Source organism: Tateyamaria rhodophyticola (assembly GCF_047777875.1).
In the GTDB taxonomy this organism is placed as follows: Bacteria; Pseudomonadota; Alphaproteobacteria; order Rhodobacterales; family Rhodobacteraceae; genus Tateyamaria.
Genome location: NZ_CP180519.1, coordinates 2,622,428 through 2,642,857 on the forward strand (window position 1 = coordinate 2,622,428; position 20,430 = coordinate 2,642,857).

Annotated in this window: 24 protein-coding genes and 1 tRNA gene; 13 read left to right on the top strand and 12 right to left on the bottom strand. The window is 62.8% G+C overall.

Annotation, left to right across the window (positions count from 1 at the left end; translation table 11 throughout):
- Positions 1 to 353: 353 nt before the first annotated feature.
- Positions 354 to 428: transfer RNA gene (locus ACERHN_RS14455), tRNA-Thr, on the bottom strand.
- Between the two features lie 84 nt (positions 429 to 512).
- Here ACERHN_RS14455 and ACERHN_RS14460 point away from each other — a divergent pair.
- From ACERHN_RS14460 to ACERHN_RS14500, 9 genes are all read left to right on the top strand, one after another.
- Entirely contained in the window at positions 513 to 683 is a 171-nt protein-coding gene (locus ACERHN_RS14460; protein ID WP_415919724.1) for a hypothetical protein, read from the top strand.
- A complete protein-coding gene (gene murA / locus ACERHN_RS14465) occupies positions 676 to 1,947 on the top strand; it encodes a UDP-N-acetylglucosamine 1-carboxyvinyltransferase (RefSeq protein ID WP_415919725.1) in 1,272 nt (423 codons plus the stop codon). Before ACERHN_RS14460 ends, murA begins: the two co-directional genes overlap by 8 nt.
- On the top strand, positions 1,944 to 2,414 hold the full coding sequence (locus ACERHN_RS14470; protein WP_415919726.1) for a DUF2948 family protein: 471 nt from the start codon (positions 1,944 to 1,946) through the stop codon (positions 2,412 to 2,414). Before murA ends, ACERHN_RS14470 begins: the two co-directional genes overlap by 4 nt.
- Positions 2,411 to 2,914: a GNAT family N-acetyltransferase gene (locus ACERHN_RS14475; protein WP_415919727.1), complete on the top strand. Its 504-nt coding sequence runs from the start codon at positions 2,411 to 2,413 to the stop codon at positions 2,912 to 2,914. The genes ACERHN_RS14470 and ACERHN_RS14475 overlap by 4 nt, the downstream gene beginning before the upstream one ends.
- A gap of 49 nt (positions 2,915 to 2,963) precedes the next feature.
- Positions 2,964 to 4,265, top strand: coding sequence for a histidinol dehydrogenase (hisD, locus tag ACERHN_RS14480; RefSeq protein WP_415919728.1), 1,302 nt, complete (start codon positions 2,964 to 2,966; stop codon positions 4,263 to 4,265).
- A 166-nt stretch (positions 4,266 to 4,431) separates the two neighbouring features.
- A complete protein-coding gene (locus ACERHN_RS14485) occupies positions 4,432 to 4,911 on the top strand; it encodes a UPF0262 family protein (RefSeq protein ID WP_415919729.1) in 480 nt (159 codons plus the stop codon).
- Positions 4,912 to 5,364 (top strand): low molecular weight phosphatase family protein, encoded by a 453-nt coding sequence (locus tag ACERHN_RS14490; RefSeq protein WP_415919730.1) that lies wholly within the window; start codon positions 4,912 to 4,914, stop codon positions 5,362 to 5,364. It abuts the gene before it with no gap.
- Positions 5,364 to 5,756 carry a ketosteroid isomerase-related protein gene (locus tag ACERHN_RS14495; protein WP_415919731.1) on the top strand — a complete coding sequence of 131 codons (393 nt, stop codon included), beginning with the start codon at positions 5,364 to 5,366 and terminating at the stop codon, positions 5,754 to 5,756. The genes ACERHN_RS14490 and ACERHN_RS14495 overlap by 1 nt, the downstream gene beginning before the upstream one ends.
- Positions 5,753 to 6,334 carry a GNAT family N-acetyltransferase gene (locus tag ACERHN_RS14500; protein WP_415919732.1) on the top strand — a complete coding sequence of 194 codons (582 nt, stop codon included), beginning with the start codon at positions 5,753 to 5,755 and terminating at the stop codon, positions 6,332 to 6,334. The genes ACERHN_RS14495 and ACERHN_RS14500 overlap by 4 nt, the downstream gene beginning before the upstream one ends.
- 99 nt (positions 6,335 to 6,433) lie before the next feature.
- Here the strand turns inward: ACERHN_RS14500 and ACERHN_RS14505 are convergent, their stop codons facing one another.
- Positions 6,434 to 6,784, bottom strand: a complete 351-nt coding sequence (locus tag ACERHN_RS14505; protein WP_415919733.1) for a hypothetical protein — start codon at positions 6,782 to 6,784, stop codon at positions 6,434 to 6,436.
- A 168-nt stretch (positions 6,785 to 6,952) separates the two neighbouring features.
- Here ACERHN_RS14505 and ACERHN_RS14510 point away from each other — a divergent pair, with 168 nt between their 5' ends.
- The gene (locus ACERHN_RS14510) at positions 6,953 to 7,078 is read left to right on the top strand and encodes an EcnA/B family entericidin (RefSeq protein ID WP_415919734.1); all 126 of its coding nucleotides are present in this window, start codon (positions 6,953 to 6,955) and stop codon (positions 7,076 to 7,078) included.
- Between the two features lie 234 nt (positions 7,079 to 7,312).
- Here ACERHN_RS14510 and ACERHN_RS14515 read toward each other — a convergent pair whose 3' ends face one another.
- The gene (locus ACERHN_RS14515; protein ID WP_415919735.1) at positions 7,313 to 8,848 is read right to left on the bottom strand and encodes a hypothetical protein; all 1,536 of its coding nucleotides are present in this window, start codon (positions 8,846 to 8,848) and stop codon (positions 7,313 to 7,315) included.
- Between the two features lie 332 nt (positions 8,849 to 9,180).
- Here ACERHN_RS14515 and lepA point away from each other — a divergent pair, with 332 nt between their 5' ends.
- The 3 genes from lepA to ACERHN_RS14530 are packed head-to-tail and all read left to right on the top strand — an operon-like array spanning position 9,181 to position 12,343.
- Positions 9,181 to 10,977: a translation elongation factor 4 gene (gene lepA / locus ACERHN_RS14520; protein WP_415919736.1), complete on the top strand. Its 1,797-nt coding sequence runs from the start codon at positions 9,181 to 9,183 to the stop codon at positions 10,975 to 10,977.
- Between the two features lie 12 nt (positions 10,978 to 10,989).
- Positions 10,990 to 11,835: a DUF4747 family protein gene (locus ACERHN_RS14525; protein ID WP_415919737.1), complete on the top strand. Its 846-nt coding sequence runs from the start codon at positions 10,990 to 10,992 to the stop codon at positions 11,833 to 11,835.
- Positions 11,828 to 12,343, top strand: a complete 516-nt coding sequence (locus tag ACERHN_RS14530; protein ID WP_415919738.1) for a hypothetical protein — start codon at positions 11,828 to 11,830, stop codon at positions 12,341 to 12,343. Before ACERHN_RS14525 ends, ACERHN_RS14530 begins: the two co-directional genes overlap by 8 nt.
- A 277-nt stretch (positions 12,344 to 12,620) precedes the next feature.
- On the opposite strand, the gene rbsD is transcribed toward ACERHN_RS14530, so the two are convergent.
- The 9 genes from rbsD to ACERHN_RS14575 form a co-directional block, all read right to left on the bottom strand.
- A complete protein-coding gene (gene rbsD, locus ACERHN_RS14535; protein WP_415919739.1) occupies positions 12,621 to 12,995 on the bottom strand; it encodes a D-ribose pyranase in 375 nt (124 codons plus the stop codon).
- A gap of 75 nt (positions 12,996 to 13,070) precedes the next feature.
- Entirely contained in the window at positions 13,071 to 13,634 is a 564-nt protein-coding gene (locus ACERHN_RS14540) for a PA14 domain-containing protein (RefSeq protein WP_415919740.1), read from the bottom strand.
- Between the two features lie 111 nt (positions 13,635 to 13,745).
- Positions 13,746 to 14,222, bottom strand: a complete 477-nt coding sequence (locus tag ACERHN_RS14545; protein ID WP_415919741.1) for a class I SAM-dependent methyltransferase — start codon at positions 14,220 to 14,222, stop codon at positions 13,746 to 13,748.
- On the bottom strand, positions 14,223 to 14,966 hold the full coding sequence (locus ACERHN_RS14550; RefSeq protein ID WP_415919742.1) for a polysaccharide deacetylase: 744 nt from the start codon (positions 14,964 to 14,966) through the stop codon (positions 14,223 to 14,225).
- Positions 14,963 to 16,087 (bottom strand): glycosyltransferase family protein, encoded by a 1,125-nt coding sequence (locus ACERHN_RS14555; RefSeq protein ID WP_415919743.1) that lies wholly within the window; start codon positions 16,085 to 16,087, stop codon positions 14,963 to 14,965. The genes ACERHN_RS14550 and ACERHN_RS14555 overlap by 4 nt, the downstream gene beginning before the upstream one ends.
- On the bottom strand, positions 16,087 to 16,665 hold the full coding sequence (locus ACERHN_RS14560) for a histidine phosphatase family protein (protein ID WP_415919744.1): 579 nt from the start codon (positions 16,663 to 16,665) through the stop codon (positions 16,087 to 16,089). The genes ACERHN_RS14555 and ACERHN_RS14560 overlap by 1 nt, the downstream gene beginning before the upstream one ends.
- Positions 16,662 to 17,729: a glycosyltransferase family 4 protein gene (locus ACERHN_RS14565; RefSeq protein ID WP_415919745.1), complete on the bottom strand. Its 1,068-nt coding sequence runs from the start codon at positions 17,727 to 17,729 to the stop codon at positions 16,662 to 16,664. The genes ACERHN_RS14560 and ACERHN_RS14565 overlap by 4 nt, the downstream gene beginning before the upstream one ends.
- On the bottom strand, positions 17,726 to 18,964 hold the full coding sequence (locus ACERHN_RS14570; RefSeq protein ID WP_415919746.1) for a glycosyltransferase family 4 protein: 1,239 nt from the start codon (positions 18,962 to 18,964) through the stop codon (positions 17,726 to 17,728). The genes ACERHN_RS14565 and ACERHN_RS14570 overlap by 4 nt, the downstream gene beginning before the upstream one ends.
- Entirely contained in the window at positions 18,961 to 20,184 is a 1,224-nt protein-coding gene (locus ACERHN_RS14575; RefSeq protein WP_415922747.1) for a glycosyltransferase family protein, read from the bottom strand. Before ACERHN_RS14575 ends, ACERHN_RS14570 begins: the two co-directional genes overlap by 4 nt.
- Positions 20,185 to 20,430: the final 246 nt, after the last annotated feature.

The window sequence follows — 20,430 nt, forward strand, 5'->3', positions numbered from 1 at the left end:
GATGGTGCTGCTGGATAGACTCGAACGCTCGCACGCAGCGTAGCGGCGGAGCCGGCGCGCGTACGTCGAGACCTTGGGCTGGCGAGAAAGCGGAAGGAGAAGGTCGAGAAGTGCCACGATGTTGCTGCTGGAGAGAATCGAACTCTCGCACGCAGCGTAGCGGCGGAGCCGATGCGCGTACGTCGAGACCTTTGGGTGGCCAGAAAGCGGTTCGAGAAGGTCGGGAAGTGCTGCGATGGTGCTGCTGGAGAGAATCGAACTCTCGCACGCAGCGTAGCGGCGGAGCCGATGCGCGTACGTCGAGACCCTTGGGCGGCCAGAAAGTGGAAGGAGAAGGTCGGGAAGTGCTTCGATGGTGCTGCTGGAGAGAATCGAACTCTCGACCTCTCCCTTACCAAGGGAGTGCTCTACCTCTGAGCTACAGCAGCGCCGTGCGCGGCGGGATAGACCCAAATGCGGCACCTTGCAAGCCTATTCTGGACGGCCCAAAGCCCCTGCGGTAGAGAAGGCGCATGACAGGCAAACCAACCCCGAAAAACAAGGCGGCCAACGACCGTGATGCGCGGCTCAAGGCGGCGCTCAAGGCCAATCTGGCGCGGCGCAAGGCACAGACTCGCGCCCGCGATGCAGCACGCAAGGGGACAGAGGCCGAGGACAACGCGAAAGGGCAGGACGATGGATAGTATTCTGGTGCGCGGCGGCAGCCCGCTGAATGGTCAGATCCCGATTGCGGGGGCCAAGAACGCGTGTCTGACCTTGATGCCTGCCACACTGTTGAGCGACGAGCCGCTGACGCTGACGAACGCGCCGCGTCTGAGCGACATCAAGACGATGACACAGCTGCTGCAATCACTGGGGGCCGAGGTGACGAGCCTGCAGGACGGCAAGGTGCTGGCCATGTCGACGCATGGCGCGATCAACACGCGTGCGGAATATGACATCGTGCGCAAGATGCGCGCGTCGAACCTCGTGCTGGGACCGCTTCTGGCCCGCGAGGGTCATGCGGAGGTATCGCTGCCCGGCGGGTGCGCCATCGGCGCGCGGCCCATGGACATCCACACCGACGGGCTGGCCAAGATGGGGGCCGAGATCGAGCTCCGCGACGGCTACCTGCATGCCAAGGCGGATGGCGGCAAGCTCAAGGGCGCGGTGATTGACTTCCCCTTTGCCTCCGTCGGGGCGACCGAGAACATCATGATGGCGGCCACGCTGGCCAAGGGCACGACGGTCATCAACAACGCCGCGCGCGAGCCCGAGATCGTGGACCTTGCCGATTGCCTGCGCGCGATGGGCGCGCAGATCGACGGCGACGGCACATCGTCGATTACCATTCAAGGCGTCGACCGGCTGGGCGGGGCGACGCACCGTGTGGTGACGGACCGGATTGAATTGGGCACCTACATGCTGGCGCCCGCGATCTGTGGCGGTGAGGTCGAATGTATCGGTGGCCGGATCAACCTGCTGGGCGCGTTCTGCGAAAAACTGGATGCGGCGGGTATTTCCGTTGAAGAGACACAGACCGGCCTCAAGGTCGCGCGCAAGAACGGGCGCATCGGTGCCGTGAATGTCACGACCGAGCCGTTCCCCGGCTTTCCCACCGATTTGCAGGCGCAGATGATGGCGCTTCTGTGCACGGCGGATGGCACGTCGGTGCTGGAGGAAAAGATCTTTGAGAACCGGTTCATGCACGCGCCCGAACTGATGCGTATGGGCGCGTCGATTGATGTGCAGGGCGGCACCGCGACGGTGACCGGTGTCGAACGGCTCAAGGGGGCGCCGGTGATGGCCACGGACCTGCGGGCCTCCGTCAGCCTGATCCTCGCGGGTCTGGCCGCCGAGGGCGAGACGCGGGTGGCGCGGGTCTATCACCTTGATCGCGGCTATGAGCACGTGGTGCGCAAGCTGTCCGGGGTGGGCGCGGATATCGAAAGGGTTCAGGGCGAATGACCGAAGACGCACGTTTCGAAGACGGCCGCGAAGCGCCCCTGAACCTTGGCGCGCTCGATACGGACGACCTGCAGGTGATCTCATCGCTGACGCAGGACGCGGTATTTCCGATCACCGAGATGCGGTGGGAGGCGAGGGCGCGGCGCTTTGCGCTGCTGCTGAATCGGTTCCGCTGGGAGGACGCTGGCAAGGACCGGCACGCGCCCGAACGGGTGCAGGCGCTTTTGTCCTTCGAGGACGTGCTGGCCGTGGCAAGTCAGGGCATCGACCGCTCTGACAAAGATATGATCCTGTCGCTCTTGTCGATTGGCTTTGAGCCGGGCGAGGATGGCGCGGGGCACATCACGTTGACGCTTGCCGGAGACGGGGCGATCCGTCTGTCGGTCGAGACGCTGGATGCAACGCTGCGTGATGTGACGAAACCTTATGTGGCCCCGTCGAAATCGGTTCCGGAGCACGATACGTGACACAGGTGCGCAAACTGGTCGGAGAGGACGCCACGACGTGGCGGACCCTGCGGCTGGAAGCGCTCAGCCTGTATCCGACGGCGTACCTGTCCACCCATGACGAAGCGGCGGCGATCCCGCTGGAAGACATCGCCGCGGGGCTGGACCACGGCCACACCTTTGGCGTGTTTGACGGCGATGATGCCGTGGGCATGGCGAGCCTTGTGCCGCAAAGTCGGGTGCAGACCCGGCACCGGGGCGAGGTTGGCGGGTTCTATGTGCGGCGTGCGGCGCAAGGGCAGGGGGCGGCGGATCTGCTGCTGGGCGCGCTCATCGGAGCGGCGCAAGCGCTTGGCGTCTGGCAGCTGGAGCTGAACGTGGCTGCGTCCAATGCGCGCGCCATCCGGTTTTATGCGCGCCATGGCTTTGTCGAATGTGGACGCATTGCCAATGCAACGCTTGCCGGTGGTGCGGTCGAAGATGACCTGCTGCTGATCCGCAGCGATCCGCCCGGGGCTTGAGACCCCGCACCCCGCCCGCTATGTCCCGGTGCAATTCAAAGGGACACACATGCCTCAGTTTCTTGACTATGCCGCGCCGGATTTCGAAACCCGTTTCACGTCGCTCCTGAACGCCAAGCGCGAAGACAGCCCCGACGTGGACGCCGTTGTGGCCGATATCATCGCGGATGTGCGTGCGCATGGCGATGCGGCGGTGATCGCGCTGACCGAGCGGTTTGACCGGATCAGCCTCACCCCCGAGACGTTGCGCATCAGCGATGCGGAACGGGCCGAGGCGGTGCAGGCGGTGCCCGAGGCAGAGCGTGCGGCGCTGACATTGGCCGCAGAGCGCATCCGCGCCTATCACGCGCGGCAGATGCCAGAGGATGCGATGTGGACGGATGATGTGGGCGCGCGCATCGGCTGGCGCTGGACGCCGGTGTCGGCGGCGGGGCTTTATGTGCCGGGGGGGCTTGCGTCCTATCCGTCGTCGGTTTTGATGAATGCGGTGCCGGCCAAGGTGGCCGGAGTGTCCCGGCTGGCCATTACGGTGCCGACACCGGACGGCGTGTTGAACCCGGCGGTCCTGCTGGCGGCAGAGCTGGCGGGCGTGGACGAGATTTACCGCATTGGCGGGGCGCAGGCGGTGGCGGCGCTGGCCTATGGCACGGACACGATTGCACCGGTGGACAAGATCACGGGGCCGGGCAACGCGTTTGTGGCCGCGGCCAAGCGGCGGGTGTTTGGCAAGGTCGGCATCGACATGATTGCGGGCCCGTCCGAGATCTTGGTGATTGCGGATGGCGACAATGATCCTGACTGGATCGCGCTCGACCTGTTGAGCCAGGCCGAACATGACGAAAGTGCGCAGGCGCTTTTGATCACAACGGATGCCGCATTTGGCCGTGCGGTGGGGCAAGCGGTTGAGACGCGGCTCGAAACCCTGGAGCGGCGCGCAATTGCGGGGGCCAGCTGGCGCGACTTCGGCGCCGTGATCACGGTGCCTGATCTGGACGTGGCGGTGGCGCTGTCGGACCGGATTGCGCCGGAACATCTGGAACTCTGCGTGGCGGAGCCCGAGGCGCTGGCGGACCGCATCAGCCATGCGGGCGCGATTTTCGTGGGTCAATGGACGCCGGAGGCCATCGGCGACTATATCGGCGGGCCGAACCACGTGCTGCCCACGGCGCGGTCGGCGCGGTTTTCGTCTGGGCTGTCGGTGATGGATTTCATCAAGCGGACGACGCTTGCTCAGATGACACCGGACGCCCTGCGGGCGATCGGTCCGGGGGCCGAGGTGCTGGCCGCCTCTGAAAGTCTCGAGGCGCACGGGTTATCGGTCACCGCACGGCTGCGCAAGCTCAACATGTGATCCAATTGTGCGCCATGCGGCGCACGCCATGTTTCAGGGGGCTTTGCCCCCGCCGCATGCGCGGCTCCCCCATGGTATTTTTGGCCAGAAGAAGACGGGGCCATTGTGTTGCCGGGGGCGGTTGCGTAAGCATCGCGAAACTTTGTTTCGCCTTTGGCCACCTGCTATGACCCGTATCACGCATATCACTCTTGATGACGCCAACCTGCCGCCGCCGACGCCCGAGATCGAGCAGGAGCGCAAGGTGGCGATTTTTGACCTGCTGGAGGACAACACGTTCGTGTTGCCCGACCGCGACGGGCGGGCGACGCCTGCGGGCCCCTATCGCCTGGGCCTCTCCATCCGGGACAAGCGGCTGGTGTTCGATGTGGCGACGGAAGCGGCGGAGAAGGCGGCGGAGTTCCATCTGTCGCTGGGGCCGTTCCGGCAGGTGGTGAAGGATTATTTCCAGATCTGCGAGAGCTATTTCGAGGCGGTCAAGAAGCTGCCGCCAAGCCAGATCGAGACCATCGACATGGCGCGCCGCGGCATCCACAACGAAGGCAGCCGGGTGTTGCAGGAGCGTCTGGAAGGCAAGGCAGAGGTCGACACGGACACCGCGCGGCGGCTCTTTACGCTGATCTGCGTGCTGCATTTCGGAGGTTAGATGGCGCAGGCGCTGCCCTCTTCGGTTCTGTTTTGCTGCGATCACAACGCGGTACGCTCGCCCATGGCCGAAGGGATCATGAAAAAGCTCTATGGCACCGGCACTTACGTACAATCTGTGGGGGTCAAGAATGATCTTGAAATCGACGGGTTTTCGATTGCCGTCTGTCAGGAGCTTGGCGTCGAGCTGAGCCGGCACCGGTCGCGCAGTTTCGACGAGATGGAGGAGTGGGGCGACGATCTCGGCTCCTTTGATCTGGTGATCGCGCTGTCGCCGGCATCGCAGCGCCGTGCGCTGGATCTGACCCGGTTCTACCACCTTGATGTCGAGTATTGGCCGATCCTCGATCCCACCGGCCTGGGCGAGACGCGGGAGGCGAAGCTGGCGAGTTACAGGGATGCGCGCGACCAGATCATGGGCCGTCTGGTAGAGCGTTGGGGCGAGGGCGCGTAATGCAGGTCATCACCGATTACTTCGCGGCATTCAATGCGGGCAACATTCCGGCGATGCTCGACTGCCTCACAGAGGATGTGGCGCACCACGTGAACGAGGGCGCGGTGCGCAGTGGTCGCGCGGCCTTCGATGCGTTTTGCCAGCATATGTCGCGGTGCTATGCGGAAGAGCTGCGCGATCTTGTGATCCTCAGCGGCGCAGACGGCACCCGGGCCGCCGCCGAATACATGGTGCATGGCCGCTATCTCAGCACGGATGCGGGCCTGCCGGAGGCGCATGGCCAGACCTATGTGCTGCCTGCGGGATCCTTTTTTACCCTGTCGCAGGGGCGCATTGCGCGGGTGACGACCTATTACAACCTGGCCGACTGGCTGCGGCAGGTGTCTGCGTGAACATCACCCGGCTCACGGGCGATGCACTGGGGGATGCGCTGGAAGACCTGGCGCAGTTGCGCATGACCGTGTTCCGTGACTGGCCGTATCTTTACGATGGCGATCTGGCCTATGAACGTCAGTATCTCGAGCATTATCAAAGCAGCGAGCAGGCGATCGTCGTCGCAGCCACCATCGGGGACTGGCTGGTGGGGGCATCAACCGCAACACCGCTCGCGGATCACGCAGATGAGTTCCGCGACGCGCTCGCCGGAACTGAAATCGACATTGCATCCACGTTCTACTGTGGCGAAAGCGTCCTGTTGCCCCGGTTTCGCGGCCAGGGCGTCGGCCACCAGTTCTTTGACATGCGCGAGGATCACGCGCGCACGCTGGGCTATACCCAGATCTGCTTTTGCTCCGTGATCCGGCCCGAGGATCACCCGCTGCGCCCGGCCGCGTACACGCCGCTCGACGGGTTCTGGCGCAAGCGCGGCTATGCGCCTGTTCCGGGTGCCGTGGCGCGCTTTGCGTGGAAGGATGTCGACACCGGCGCGCAGAGCGAAAAGCCGCTCCAGTTCTGGACGCGCCGCCTCTAAAGCAGAACTACCAAAACCTGGCTCACGTTACCCTGCCTGAAATCAAAGATTTCAACGGGTTGCGAGACGCATGATATTGCCGGTTATTTGTATTTCGCCCTAGGTGCAGATGCGCGCCGCCGTGTCGCTATAGGCTTTCCAGCGCAGCCAGAACCGTTCGTCGATGCTGCGATCGGACTGCCGTACGACCTGCGCTTGATGCGGGTCGCTGAAAAAGCCTGCGCCGCGGCGCTGGTCGCTGCTGTCCAACTCGCGATTGGCCACCGCCTGCACACAGCCACATCGGCTGCGGCTGGCGGCATCGCGCCCTGCCGCACGGCATGCTGAATAAATCGGGCCCGTGGCAAAGAGCGTGGCCGACGGCGCCGCCACACGGGTCACCGCATTGCGGTTGCCCGAACAGGCGGCCAGCACAAAGGTCGCCACGATCAAAAGAGTGATGGGTTTCATATGCTCGTACCTCTATCGGCGGGTTGTCCCGCTCTGCTGTTGCTCACTATGCCGGATTTGCGAACCGGGGGCAATTCACGACACTGCGTATGTCGGGATGCTGCTTGCGTCAAATTTGACCGGGCCGCCCGCCCTGTTTAAGACAGTGAAAAAACATCGGAGAGCAGCATGACCCGAGCCCGCCTGATCCTTCTGGCCGTCCTGGCCGCGACCACACTTGCCGCCTGCGAAACGGTCAAGGGCGTCGGCCGCGACATCACCCGCGCCGCCGACGCCGTGGACCGCGCGATTTAAGCGCAGCGCGTTGCCCGCAGGTGTATTGCGCAGCAATACGCGAGAGGTGAAACGCAATTTGCGGGCGCCGACCAACACCACGCCGTCGAGCGCGGGATTAAGGGCGTCAGCCCGCCGCGCCATCGACAGGCCCTCCCACGGCCTGTAAATATGTCCGCGCTTGGCCACCATAAAGCGCTCAAGAAAGAAACTGTTGGATCGACAGCCCGGGGCCTACCAACGGCACGGCTTGCGCTACACGTGCATCGGCTTTGGCACTGCGGAAACAACATCAGGCGTGATGACGCCCTCGACACACGGGCTCCACACTCGAACCGAACCGCCGCCGCCAGAAAACAGCTCTGTAACGAATTCAACCAGTTTCTGCGCACGCATACCGATCTTGACCCCTGACATCGCGCCCGAGCTTTCTGCCTTCTTTGCCCGCTCCGCCAGGGATATTTTCGCGGCTTGATTGCCTGACCGTTTCACCGCCTCGGCGGTCACCTCTGGCACCGCATTCTCGCGCACGGTTTCGGACGCCAGGCCCAATTCGGCGTGGAGCCGTGCCGTGGTCCCTTCGCGCACGTCTTCAATCAGCCCAACAGCCTGCAACCGCTTGGCCTTACTCAACTCATTGAGCGTTTGCTTGATCCGGGCATCAACCGCAGCGGCCACCTCAGGGTGATCGGCCCGCAATTGCAGCGCCAACTCTTCCAATGTGGCCACAAGCAAATCGAGCGCATCGTCTGCGCCAAATTGCCCTTCGGCGATGCGCGCCCGGATCATTGCAGCGGCTTGACGCAGATACTGTTCCAACGCGTTTGGATCATTCTGGCAATTGTCCAACGCATGGCGCAGCACCTTCGCGGCGAGGCTCATCTCATTCAAATCGCAGGCGTTGCTGTGGATTGCGAGATCAAGGGCAAAGCGTACACGCTGATCTATACTGGCAATCAGTTTGACAGGGTCGGCAAAGACCGTGCGCACATTATAAAGCCCACTATCGTCCTCAAATACGTCTTCTATTTGCGGCAAGCGTGACTTGAGCAATCGCGCTTCGATTTCCGGGATCGCGTCCGCCACCTTGTGCAGCGCATCGTCGCCTTCCCAAAGCGCGTCCGGCAGCTTGGCCACTTCGATGGCGAGATCCCAGTCTTCGAACGTGCCCTCCCACATCTCGGAATACCAGCGCAGCCAGAAAGCCCATGCCGGGTCACTGCTCAGATAGGCGCACCATGTGTCATGGGCGCTCAGGATCTCGTCAGGCACGTCGACACCGTGCCACAAAGGCAGCGTGCGCAAGGTAGCGTTGTCCTGCCTTGCATCCAAAGTCGCGGCGGCGCGGACGACGGAGGAGGCGGAGGAGGAGGCGGGGCGGGCACCGGCGGAGAGGGCAGTGGCGAAAACGGCGGAGGCAGAGGCGGCTGAGAGGGGCGAGAAGACTGAGAAGGAGTGCGCAGCGGAGACAGCAGTGGCGGCGGAGCGAGCGGTTGATGCGGCGGAGGAGAGGGCAGAGGCGGCGGAGAGGGCGGGTCGGGTCCCGGCGGAGAGGGCTGCGTTTTCCAGCTTCACCACATCTGCGGGTCGACCCAATCCGCGACCTACAGAAATGAGTGCCGCCCTTAACGCAGCCAGGGCAACCCGTTCCTTGCGATCGCTAGCAAACAGGCCAATCGTCGCCAAAACCCGCAGCGCGGCACGGCTGGCGATGACACAGCGTGTTTCAACCGTTTGCTCTGCAAACCATTTTTCCGCGGCATCCAAGTCCGAAAAATCAACCGCAGCCATCTTGTCCCCTCACGCGCACCACGCACCAGGCAACTCTAGCGATGTGTGACACCCCCGACTGTAATCCACAATGTCAGGTCCCACTGACCCGACTGCGTATTCACCCGCGCTTAACAAACCCCACCGCACGCTCTGTTAACCCCACTTCCTGTGCGCCACCAGTGCACGGATGGTGCACGCCGTGTGTACGCCCTGTGCCCCCCGTATTTCCCATAAAACACAGGCTTTAATCCCCGTTTCGCCACCCCAACGCCACACACCGCACCGAACGTTGCGCGGCGCGGCATTCCGGGCCATTGACCAACCCCCGTTTCCGCGACATATCCAATCCCATGACACCGCTCAGCCATATCCGCAATTTCTCCATCGTCGCCCATATCGACCACGGGAAATCCACGCTCGCCGACCGCCTGATCCAGTCCACGAACACCGTGGCTGATCGGGACATGAAGGAGCAACTCCTTGATTCCATGGACATTGAGCGGGAACGCGGCATCACCATCAAGGCCAACACCGTCCGCATCGACTACACCGCCAAGGACGGTGAGCACTATGTGTTGAACCTCATCGACACCCCCGGCCACGTGGACTTTGCGTACGAGGTCAGCCGCTCCATGCGCGCCGTCGAAGGCTCGCTTCTGGTGGTGGACAGCACCCAAGGGGTCGAGGCGCAGACGCTTGCCAACGTCTATCAGGCGATCGACGCGGACCACGAAATTGTACCCGTTTTCAACAAGATAGACCTGCCTGCCTCCGACATCGACCGCGTCGCGGAACAGGTCGAGGACGTGATCGGCATCGACGCCTCCGGCGCCATCGCCGTCTCCGCCAAGACGGGCGAAGGCATCATCGAAACGCTCGAGGCCATCGTCACCGAACTGCCCGCGCCCAAGGGCGATCCCGACGCCACGCTCAAGGCGATGCTGGTCGACAGCTGGTACGACAGCTACCTCGGCGTGATCGTCCTGATCCGTGTGATCGACGGGCGGCTGAAGAAGGGTGAAAAGATCAAATTTCTGTCCAACGACACGGTACATCACGTGGACCGCGTTGGTGTGTTCCGCCCGCAGATGGAGATGGTGGACAGCCTCGGGCCCGGCGAAATCGGCTTCCTCACCGCTTCGATCAAGCAGGTGCGCGACACCCGTGTCGGTGACACGATCACCCATGAGCGCAAAGTGGTCGACCCGCTCCCCGGTTTCAAACCTGCGCAACCGGTTGTTTTCTGTGGCCTTTTCCCTGTCGACAGCGCTCAGTTCGAAGACCTGCGCGACGCCATCGACAAACTGGCGCTGAACGACGCGTCCTTCAGTTTCGAGATGGAGACCTCCGCCGCCCTTGGCTTTGGTTTCCGCTGCGGGTTCCTTGGCCTGCTGCACCTCGAGGTGATCCGCGACCGGATTGAGCGGGAGTACAACATCGAGCTGATCACGACCGCGCCGTCGGTGATCTACCACGTCCACCTCAAGGACGGCACGATGATGGAGCTGCACAACCCCGCCGACATGCCTGATCTGTCGGTGGTGGACCACATGCAGGAACCGCGGATCAAGGCGACGATCCTGGTCCCGGACGACTATCTGGGCGATGTGTTAAAACTCTGTCAAGATCGGCGTGGGATACAGGAAGACCTGACCTATGCCGGGTCACGCGCGATGGTGGTTTATGACCTGCCGCTGAACGAGGTGGTGTTTGATTTCTATGACCGGCTGAAATCGGTGACCAAGGGCTATGCGTCCTTTGACTATCAACTGACGGGGTATCGGCAGGACAATCTGGTCAAGATGTCGATCCTTGTGAACGATGAGCCGGTGGATGCGCTGTCGATCATGGTGCACCGCGACCGGGCAGAGATGCGGGGCCGGGCGATGGTGGAGAAACTGAAGGACCTGATCCCCCGCCACATGTTCAAAATCCCGATTCAGGCGGCGATCGGCGGCAAGGTGATTGCGCGCGAGACTTTGTCCGCAATGCGCAAGGACGTGACGGCCAAGTGTTACGGTGGGGACGCGACACGGAAGCGAAAGCTGCTGGACAAGCAGAAGGCCGGGAAGAAGAAGATGCGCCAGTTCGGGAAGGTGGATATCCCGCAGGAGGCGTTTATTTCGGCGCTGAAGATGGATGGGTAGGAGAAAGATCAAATGTATTCAAAGTACGGTGTTCTCAACGTTGTTGTTCAACCTCATCCCAACAGAGCTTATCGCAGATTGTTTGAGGCAGCGTCTCAAGTGAATGATGGAGATCGGATCGGGGTTCGTTTCTTCGGAGATCAATTCGCGGCCATCTCTCCCATTTCTGAAACACGCAACGGCGTGTTTTCAGGAAGGATTGCAATATGGACCGAGATTGATCCTGAAAGCAACATGATACAGAAGTCATCTTTAAGAGAGACACTCCTTGCCGATAGTGGGATTTCTCTTCCAGACGACGTAGGTTTCAACTCGCGTATTTTTGCGTTCGCATTTCGAGAGGCCAATCACCGTCTTTTCGTCGAGTTACTTAACGATGAAGACCGGTCAATTTCAGTCGGTCGGGCAAGGCAGGCATTTAATGCCATACTGCAACACTTTTGCCCCGACGAGTTTGAAAGTGCGGAGGTATACGTAGTTCCGCGAAAAAACGCAGTTGACCAAGTCTTGAGCACGCCAGGCCTAAAAAAGATCGAAATCGTCCTAGATGTTCCCAATCCAGATGATTTATCAGAAGAAAAACAAAAATTGCTCGATGAAGTCAACGAAATGCGCGCAAAGCGTCTCAAAAGTGAAATTACCAAACGAGCCGGTGCTGACAGCTTAGAGTTGACTGGTCGTTATAAGGACCTGGCGGAGCTTGCACAGGACACCGGCTACGTCACTGCTACAGGGGCTCGCGACGGGGAAAAAATTGAAAGAAGCACAAAAAGCTATCCCGAAGAGATAGAGGCGGAGCTTCCGGAAAACTCGTCCCGCGCAGCATATACACGCGATGTAGCGGAAAATCGTGAATAAGGCGTCACCATATCTCTCCGCGTTTAAGACGTATTGGCGCGTATATGGCGGATGGAAAGCACTTTTACTTTCTCCTTATTTCCTTTTCTCGCTTCTTTTTTCGGTAGTGTTGAAGCCTATTTGGTACGATCAGTTTTTGAACGGTGTCGTGTGGTCGGAATGGGCGCTACCGATAATCCCCAGTATGATCGCGTTCTCTCTCGCTGCCATGGCGATCTTTCTCGCCATTTCGAACGACCGGTTCTTAAAACTTCTGCGAGAGGGGGGTAAGGAAAATTCATATTTAATGAAAGTGATGGTAGCTTTCTTTCACTTTATCTTTGTTCAATTCTTCGCTTTGGGAGGCTGCCTCCTGTTTGTTGCATTCCCCTCCATCGTGCTCTCTGCAATTGGTTTTGCAATATTTATTTACGCACTGAGTTGTGGAATTGCCGCAGCCGCCGCTCTCTTGGATGTTACCGAGGTTCTTAACGCTCTCGGTATTCTTGACGAGTTCGATGACGGATGAGTAAGCGTCGGGTCAGATCCTAGCACACTTACCCCATTTAACCAGCAGCGTGAAAAACCGCTTTACAATCCAAGTCCTTTTTCGCCCTAGACCGCGCACCTCAATGCACGTTCGAATAGCCCCAATCTCCCGGCCGTTCCGCAAACCCGTGCTCCACCGATTTCATCCAACAATACCGCACATGGGCGCGGTAGTCGGCCTCATCCTGAACATGAAGGTCCCACAACCTCGTTTGCTACCGCACAACCTCAACCTATCACCCTCAGTTTGGACTTCCTCAAAACACCACCCCACTCACCAACCCCACATTCGCATACGGCGTCCCTTCCCCCGTCCGCACCACCGCTACGGCACCCGCGCTGCGCTCCTTGAACACCTCATGCGTCACCAACGCGCAACCGACGCGCGCATCTATCTCACCACCAACCGAACCGGCCTCCGACGCCCGGAACGCGCGTTCCACGCACATCTCTGACAACACCGCGTCCAGCACATCCAGCATCCGGGGCACGCCCAGTGTCACGGCCAGATCCACGCAAGGCACCCCCGGCGGCACCGGTAGGCCTGCGTCGCCGATCACCAGCAGATCGCCATGACCGAGGCCCGCCACGACGCGGGACAGCTCTGCATTCAGGATACCGGTTTTCTTCATCTCACCCTCCAAACGAAGCGGGGCGCGCGGTCCGTGAACCTGCGCGCCCCGCACATCCCACCCCGGGACGAAAGATCAGTGGCCGAAAGCCGCGTTGGGCATCCAGTTGGGCGAGCCCTGGCCCGCGCGCATATGCAGGCACGACGTGCCGACGCGCTGGAAATAGAGGATATCAACCGGGTACCAGCCCGCCTGCGGCACCTCGACCTGTACGGCGCGGGTCTCGGCACAGGACTGGCGGCCGTTGAAATAGCCGACCTGCTGCCCGCCGATATTGGCGTCGAGCCCGTCATTGGTCAGGAAATCGACGTTATACGTGCCCGCCGCATCGAATTTCACATAGCCGGTGATCTTGGCCACGACGTGATGCGCGCGCTTGGACGTCAGGGTCTTGTCGCCATCGTTCGTATCCCGATAATCGAGCCCGGCCAATGGCTTGCCCGGCTTTGACTTGCGCAGCGCGTTCTGTGCATTCCCCAGCGTCTTGACGTCCGAAGGATAGGCATAGCTGACCGCGAGCCCTTTTTTCAGGCCGGACGGCTGCGGATTGGCGGGTGTGAGTTTGAGGGGGGCGGCAAAGCTGGCAGTGGCCAGCATGATTGCGGCGGCGGCCAACGCGGCCGTCTTGAAAAGCGTCATCCATTTACTCCCGTTGGACCAGCGGGTCTGATGCCCGCCTAGAATCGAGACCAAGGGTAGAGGGCGCGGTCGGCCTCTGGCAAGGAGCCGGGGCAAATCGTGATGGAGTTTCTACGCAAGGTAGAAAAGATACCGTTCCGGATCGACAGTGTCCGGCCCCGCGATTTGCGTGAACCCGGTCAGCGGCTGCTGGGACAGGATCAGACCGCCGGGGGCCATGACGGCGGCGATATGGGGGCTGAGGGCGGCCCCTTCGGCGACGTCTTTTTCCTTGACGCCAAAGCCGAAATCATAGTGGGCCAGCGCCATCTTGTGCCCGGCATCCCGCAGGCGCGCCAGCATATCCTGCGCTTCACCCTCGAGGAAGTCGGCAGCAGGGGGGATGCAGCTTGGGTGTGACTTGAGGATGCGGTCGATCACCCAGATGCGGCGGTCGGTAATCTCCTGGCGCAGATGGTCATAGGTGCGTCCGTTGCCCAGGCCCATTTCGAGAACGTCGCCCGGCGTGTCCGCGATCTTGGCCGCGGCCCAGTTGATGCCGTCGATTTGCGCAGTCAGCCGTCTGCGCATGGATTCCAGTCTGCTCATCTATGTCTCCATCTGCCAGGGCGTGGCGCCGCCCTGTTGCATCTCGGTCAGGAAGGTCTTGGTAAAGGTCCAGATGGCGGCGTCATGCACAAGGTGGTGCGTGAGCAGGCCAAAGGGTTCGGTTGCGTCTGCGGTCCCGGTCGCCCGGTCGTGCAGCATCTGTGCGGCGTGTGCAATCAATTGGTTCGGGTCGATCAGGCTGCGTGTCCCTTTCCAGTCGATCGGATCCACATGCGTATTGATAAGGGCCAGCCCGTCTGCGGCATGGGGCGTCGCGCGTGGTCCATAGGTCGACAAGGCCGTATACCCCATCGCGGGCAGTGCGGCGATCACGGTGTCATTGATGCGGTTCCACGGCGGCACAAACATGGGGCGCAGCGCGTCACCAAAAAGCGTGCGCAGCCGGGCAAGACCCCGCGCAGCATCATCTTCGGCATCAGCGCGAGGGGTCAGAAATTCGTTCTTCTTCACGTCCCGTGAGCTGTGATCGGTGTGGGCCCAGCCGTGAACGACAGGTACGCATCCCGCATCGGCACAGCTGTGCACCAGATCCTCCGTCGCACCCGCAGGGATGATGGCAAGGTGCACGGGCAAAGCCACCTCAGCCGACATGCGGGCGAGCCTGTCCAGCGCGTCCGTCGCGGCAACCGCATCATCGTCGCGCCACCACAGGCGGGGCGTCACACCTGCGTCCTCACATGCACGCAGAGCGGCGCGCAGCGGGGTCCAGTCCGTGCCCGTCATACCGTCGCCTCCGCCACCATCGCCTCGACCATGCGCACGGTTTCCGCGGCACCGTTCATACCATCACGCCGCGGTGTTCGGGTCCGTCCCGTGACGCTGTTCAGAGCCGCGCACAAGCGTTCTGGTGTGAGATCAGCCTGAGGCAGGACCCACATGGCGGGCAGGGCGGCAAGCGCCTTGGCCCGCAACATCTGTTCAACCTCCCCTCCGTCATCAAACGGGACCATGACCGCAGGCACCCCGGTTTGCAGCAAATCCAGCGCCGTGTTGTATCCGCACATCGACACCGATGCCGCCGCGCGGCTCAGCAGGGTGCGGAAATCCGGGCGGGGCGCTTCGACAATGACGTTTTCGGTGGCCGCCGCCCGCAGATTTGCGCGGCGTTCGGGGCTGCCGCCGACCAAAAGATGCCATGTCGTGTGCGTGTGCAGGCGCGCCGCGGCCAGCGCCGTGTCAAAGATCGCAGCGCCGACGCTGCCCCCGCCCGCGCTGACCAATACCGTGTCATTGCGCGGTTCGGACACAGGGTTCGGCGCGGACGGGGCGACAAACCCAGTGTAGCGCAGCTTGGGCGCAAGGTCCGCGGAGACGGGCCAGCTTGCGTCGAGTGTCACAACCTCCGCATCCGCATGCACCAGCACGCCGTCATAGAAGTGGGCCACCATGTCGTCGGCAAAAGCGGCTTTGGACGGTTTCGATGGCGGGGCAAGAATATCGCGCACAGACGCGAGGATCAGCGGGCAAACCTCGCGTGCGGCGTGCAGCAGCGCGCCAAATTCATCGCGCATGATACGACGGCCAAAGGGGAACAGCTCGGTGATCAGCACGTCCGGGCGTACATTGTGCAGATGGTGCAGCAACGCGGCGGTCCGCTGCGCCAGATCATCCGCCGACGCCGCACGTCCGTCCGGGTGCAACAGCCGGGCAAAGTCCACACCATCCGACCGCAGCGGTGGCAGCTGGGTCAGCGTGAGGCCTGCGGTGTCGAAATGCGGCACAGGTGCCCCACCGCTGACCACATGCACGTCGTGACCTGCGTGGCCGAACGCGCGGCCCAGCGTGAGGGCGCGGGCCAGATGCCCGGTGCCCAGCAGGTGCGTGACCACGATCATGATGCGCATCACGCGCCCTCCTGCAAACGTTCGATTGGGCCCAAGGCCCAGCCATCGCCATCAATGTGCAGGACAAACAAGCGGTTGCGCTTGATCTGGAACGGAGCGGGGCCGCTGAAGGCCCAGCCGGTCGCATGGGCCATCAGGACCCGCATGATGCCGATATGGCAAATCGCAACCGTGTCGCGCCGCAGCGTTGCCACCCAGGGCAACAGGCGGGCGCGCAGGTCCGCGGGGCTTTCGCCTGCGGGTGGACGATAGGTCCAGCCCCAGTCCTCGATATGCCGAAACCCGCTTTTCGGATCGGCGGCAAGGTCGCGCCCATGCGCGCCCTCCCACTGGCCCCAATCCATTTCCGTGAGCGCATCAACGTGCGTTGGGGTGGTGCCGGTCACAAGGTGACCGGTTTCTACGGCACGCGAAAGCGGGCTCGATACGACATCGGCCTGTGCCCATCCATCGGGCAGGCGCAGCGCGCCCAGTTGCGCGCGCGCCGCATCATCAAGGGGGATATCGGTGCGCCCCTGGATCCGCCCGGCCCGGTTCCACGCCGTATGGCCATGACGCAAGAGGCCAAGGCGGATCATGCCACGCCCTGAAGTGTCTGGTGCAGCGTCCGCGCCGCTGCGGGCAGCAGGTGAAAGGCCGCGACCTTGTCGCGTGCTGCTGCCCCGGCCTGTGCCGCTGCATCCTTGTCACGAACAAGGGCGGCAAGGGTCCGGGCCAGCGGTCCGACACCTGCGTCGGGGGCCGGATGCGTGCCTGCAACAACGTCGCGGACACCGGGCCGGTCCTGCGCGATAACCGGCACACCAGCGGCCTGCGCCTCAAGATACACCATCCCGAAGGCTTCGTTGACACCGGGCCAGAGCAGCCCGCGCGCTCGCGCATAATACCTCGACAATGCCTGCGCGTCGCAGGCCCCGTGCAGCGTCACGCGCTCCCCAAAGGGCGCCATTTGAGTGGCCACTGTGCCGCGTTCTGGACCATCACCGACGATGTCCAATCTCCAGTTCACGTCCGCAGGCACCTGCGCCAGGGTCTCGGCGATCAGGGCAAAGGACGCGGCCTTGTCACCCGGTCGCATCATCGCAACGCTCAGCAGTGGGCCGTCCAGTGTACTGGCCTCCGGCAGATCGGTGCGCGGCAGGAAGGGCGGCAGATGCACGAGGACCTGCCCCGCAGGCGCGTCCCGGCGCAGCGTCAGCGCGTCGTGATGGGTAAAGAAGAAAATGGCCCGTGCTGCATCGCTGGCCGCCTCTGCCGCGGCTGCAAACCCGGCCCACGGACCGGTCAACCGACGCTTGGCGCGCGTGCTTTCAATCTGGAAATACGGGATGTTCAGCGCGGCGCTGACCCGCGGGCCGATCAGGTCCGGCGCCTTGTAGTAGTTGTGATAGGTCAACCAATGTGTCCACGTCGCGGCCTCTGGAGCGGCGCAGAGGCGACGCACCTCCGCATCTGCGGCGTCGGCCAATTCTGCCTGTGTCGTGCGGTCGCCCGCGCCGTCATAGAGGCGCAGGTCAGAGGCCAGCGTCACCTCATGTCCCCCGTGCGCCAGCGCGGCGATGACCGCCCGCGCCATCGAACGATCTCCGGACGGCACGGGGTGGGTCGGAGCCTTGAGCGGCGCGTAAAAGGCGATGGTCATTGGTCCATCACGGCCCGCAACCGCTCGGCCAGTTGGTCAATGCCGGGCTGCATTCGGAAGTCGGCGTGCAACCGGTCATGTGCCGCCTGCGCCAGTGCTGCCGCGGTGCCCGGATGTGCGGCGAGATCGGCCATATGCGCGGCCAGCGCATCGGGGCTGTCATCGCTCAGGACGCCATGCACACCGCTGTCGATGAACTCCGGTATGGCCGAGACCGGCGTCGACAGGATGGGCAAACGCTGGCTGGCGGCCTCCATCAGAACATTGGGCAGCCCATCGCGGTCGCCGTCCGCAGCAACGCGGCTGGGCAGGACAAAGAGGTCGGACTGCCGCATCGCTTCGATCACCTCGGGCTGATCACACGCGCCGCGCCAGGTGATACGATCCGTCAGACCGTGCTGTTCGGCCCGGTCGCGCATCACATCCTTGAGCGTGCCACCCCCGATATGGGTCCAGTGCCAGTCGAGCGTGTCCGGCAAGAGCGCCAGCGCATCAATCAACCGGTCAAAGCCTTTCTTTTCCACGAGACGACCGACCGAAATCATGCGGAACGGATCATACGGCGCACGCGGTGGGCGCTGTGGCGCCTCCGGGAACCGGCTGAGATCCAGCCCGTGATAGACCAGATCAACCGGTGTGGTCGTGGCGAGGTCGCGCAGGTGCTCCGCCCCGAAACGGGTGCAGGTCGCGCCATAGGCGGCCCCGGCGGTGGCCGCGTCCAGCTTCTCTCGCAGCTCCCAGTCCGGCGACGTCCAGATGTCCTTGGCATGGGCGGAGAACGACCACGGGATGCCCCGCAGGATCGCGGCATAGCGCGCCACAGAGGACGGGGTATGCAGAAAATGCGCGTATATCGCGCGCGTGCCCTGCGGCAGTTCACGCGCCATCACGCAGGCCTGCCCGAACCGGCGGATCCGGTTGCGCGTCCGGTCCCGTTTCAAGTCTCGCGAGAATTGCCCAAGCGCCGTCCAGAAGCTGCGCCGCGTCAACGCGGATCCCAAGCCCCGCAGCACGCGGCCGGGTTCATTGTGCAGGTATTCGGGCAGATACCGGACGCGGGCCTTGACCGCGTCGCTGAGCGGATGCGTTTTGGTATCGGTGGGGTGGCGCAGCGACCAGATGTCAAAGGTCACGCCAGCGCGTTCCAGCGCCAGCAGTTCCTGCGCAATGAACGTCTCTGACAGGCGCGGCCACCCTTTGACCGCGATCGCAAGCGGCGGATTTTCCTGGGTCATTCAGCGGCGCTTTGCACGTTGATGTCCATCAGGGCGCGCGCACGGGCGATCACCACATCCAACCCGTCCAAAAGACCGTCGGCACCGGCCTGAGATGGCCGGGTCTGGGCGGGCAGGGCACGGATGGCGTGGATCATGCTGTCAGCCGTCAGACCGTCGCGGAACTGATCAAGATTGCGCACGAGGCCAAGTTCTTCGGCGCGGTTGGCGCGGATCCACTGTTCCAGCCGCGGTTTTGTCCGCGGCACGATCACCGCGCGTGCGTCAAAGGACAGCAGCTCGCAGAACGTGTTGTAACCACCCATGGAGACCACGCCCTCGGCCCCGGCAAACAGGGCTTCGATCTTGCTGTCAAAACCGGTGGCCACCACGCGGCCACCCAAGGCGGCCACGCGGTCCTCGAACCGGTTGCGGATCTCACCGGACAGGAACGGCCCATAGACCAGAACCGCCTGCGGACCCAGATCGGGGTCCTTCTCGTACGCTTGCAGCACCAGATCGACCATCGCCGCCCCGTCGCCACCACCGCCCGGCGTGATCAAGATGTACGGATGTTCCGGCACATCCGCCGGATCAATGATTTCGCGGCGCAGATAGCCGGTCCAATGGGTGCGCGCCCGCACGCTGTCCGACAATGGCAGACCCGCCGTCGGATCATAGACCGAGCGCGGGCCGTACACCCACACCTCATCATAGAACCGTTCCGTCGCCTCAACCGCGTTCTTGCGCGCCCATTCGGCGGCCAGCACTTCGGGTTCATCCAGCACGTCACGCAGGCCCAGAACGATCCGCGTCTTGCCCGTCTCTGTCAGCTTTTCCAGCGTGGGCAACAATTCGCCGCGAAACCCGGTCGGCTCCTTGTCCACGATGAGCAAATCCGGCTCGTATTCCGCGACGGTGGAGGCGATCAGACCGGACCGCAGCGCGGTGGTCCCGTCAATGTCCATGCCGGTGTTCTGGCTGATATAGCTGCCATCGGGCAGCTTTTTCACACCGGGCAGGCGCACGTGATCCACGGCAGGGGGAAAGGTGAACCGCCCTGCGACGGGACTGCCGGTCAGAATGATGGCAGAGGACACCACACCCGACTGGGTGAGCGCCGAAGCCAAGGCCCGACTGCGCCGCAAGTGGCCCAGACCAAACGTATCATGGCTGTAGAGAACGGCGCGCCTGTGACGCGCAGATCCTGCTGGCTCATCTGGCGGGTACGCGTGCCGCATGGGTGTCGTCTCGTCATGGTTTTGGACGGCCACGCGAGCTGCGCCCAATGAATCGTTCCCGTCCGTATAGCACAGCACGTTCTGATCCCAAGCCATGACCAACCTTTTCCCCCGAGCGTGGCGTTTGTGTGACCTGCACGTGGGGCTTGTATTCCGTTGCGGCAACGGTCCTCCCGACATGATCGCCGGACGGTGATCGGCCGTGTACGGCGGGCCAGCGCGTGCATTGTCAACGGTCCGGTCGTG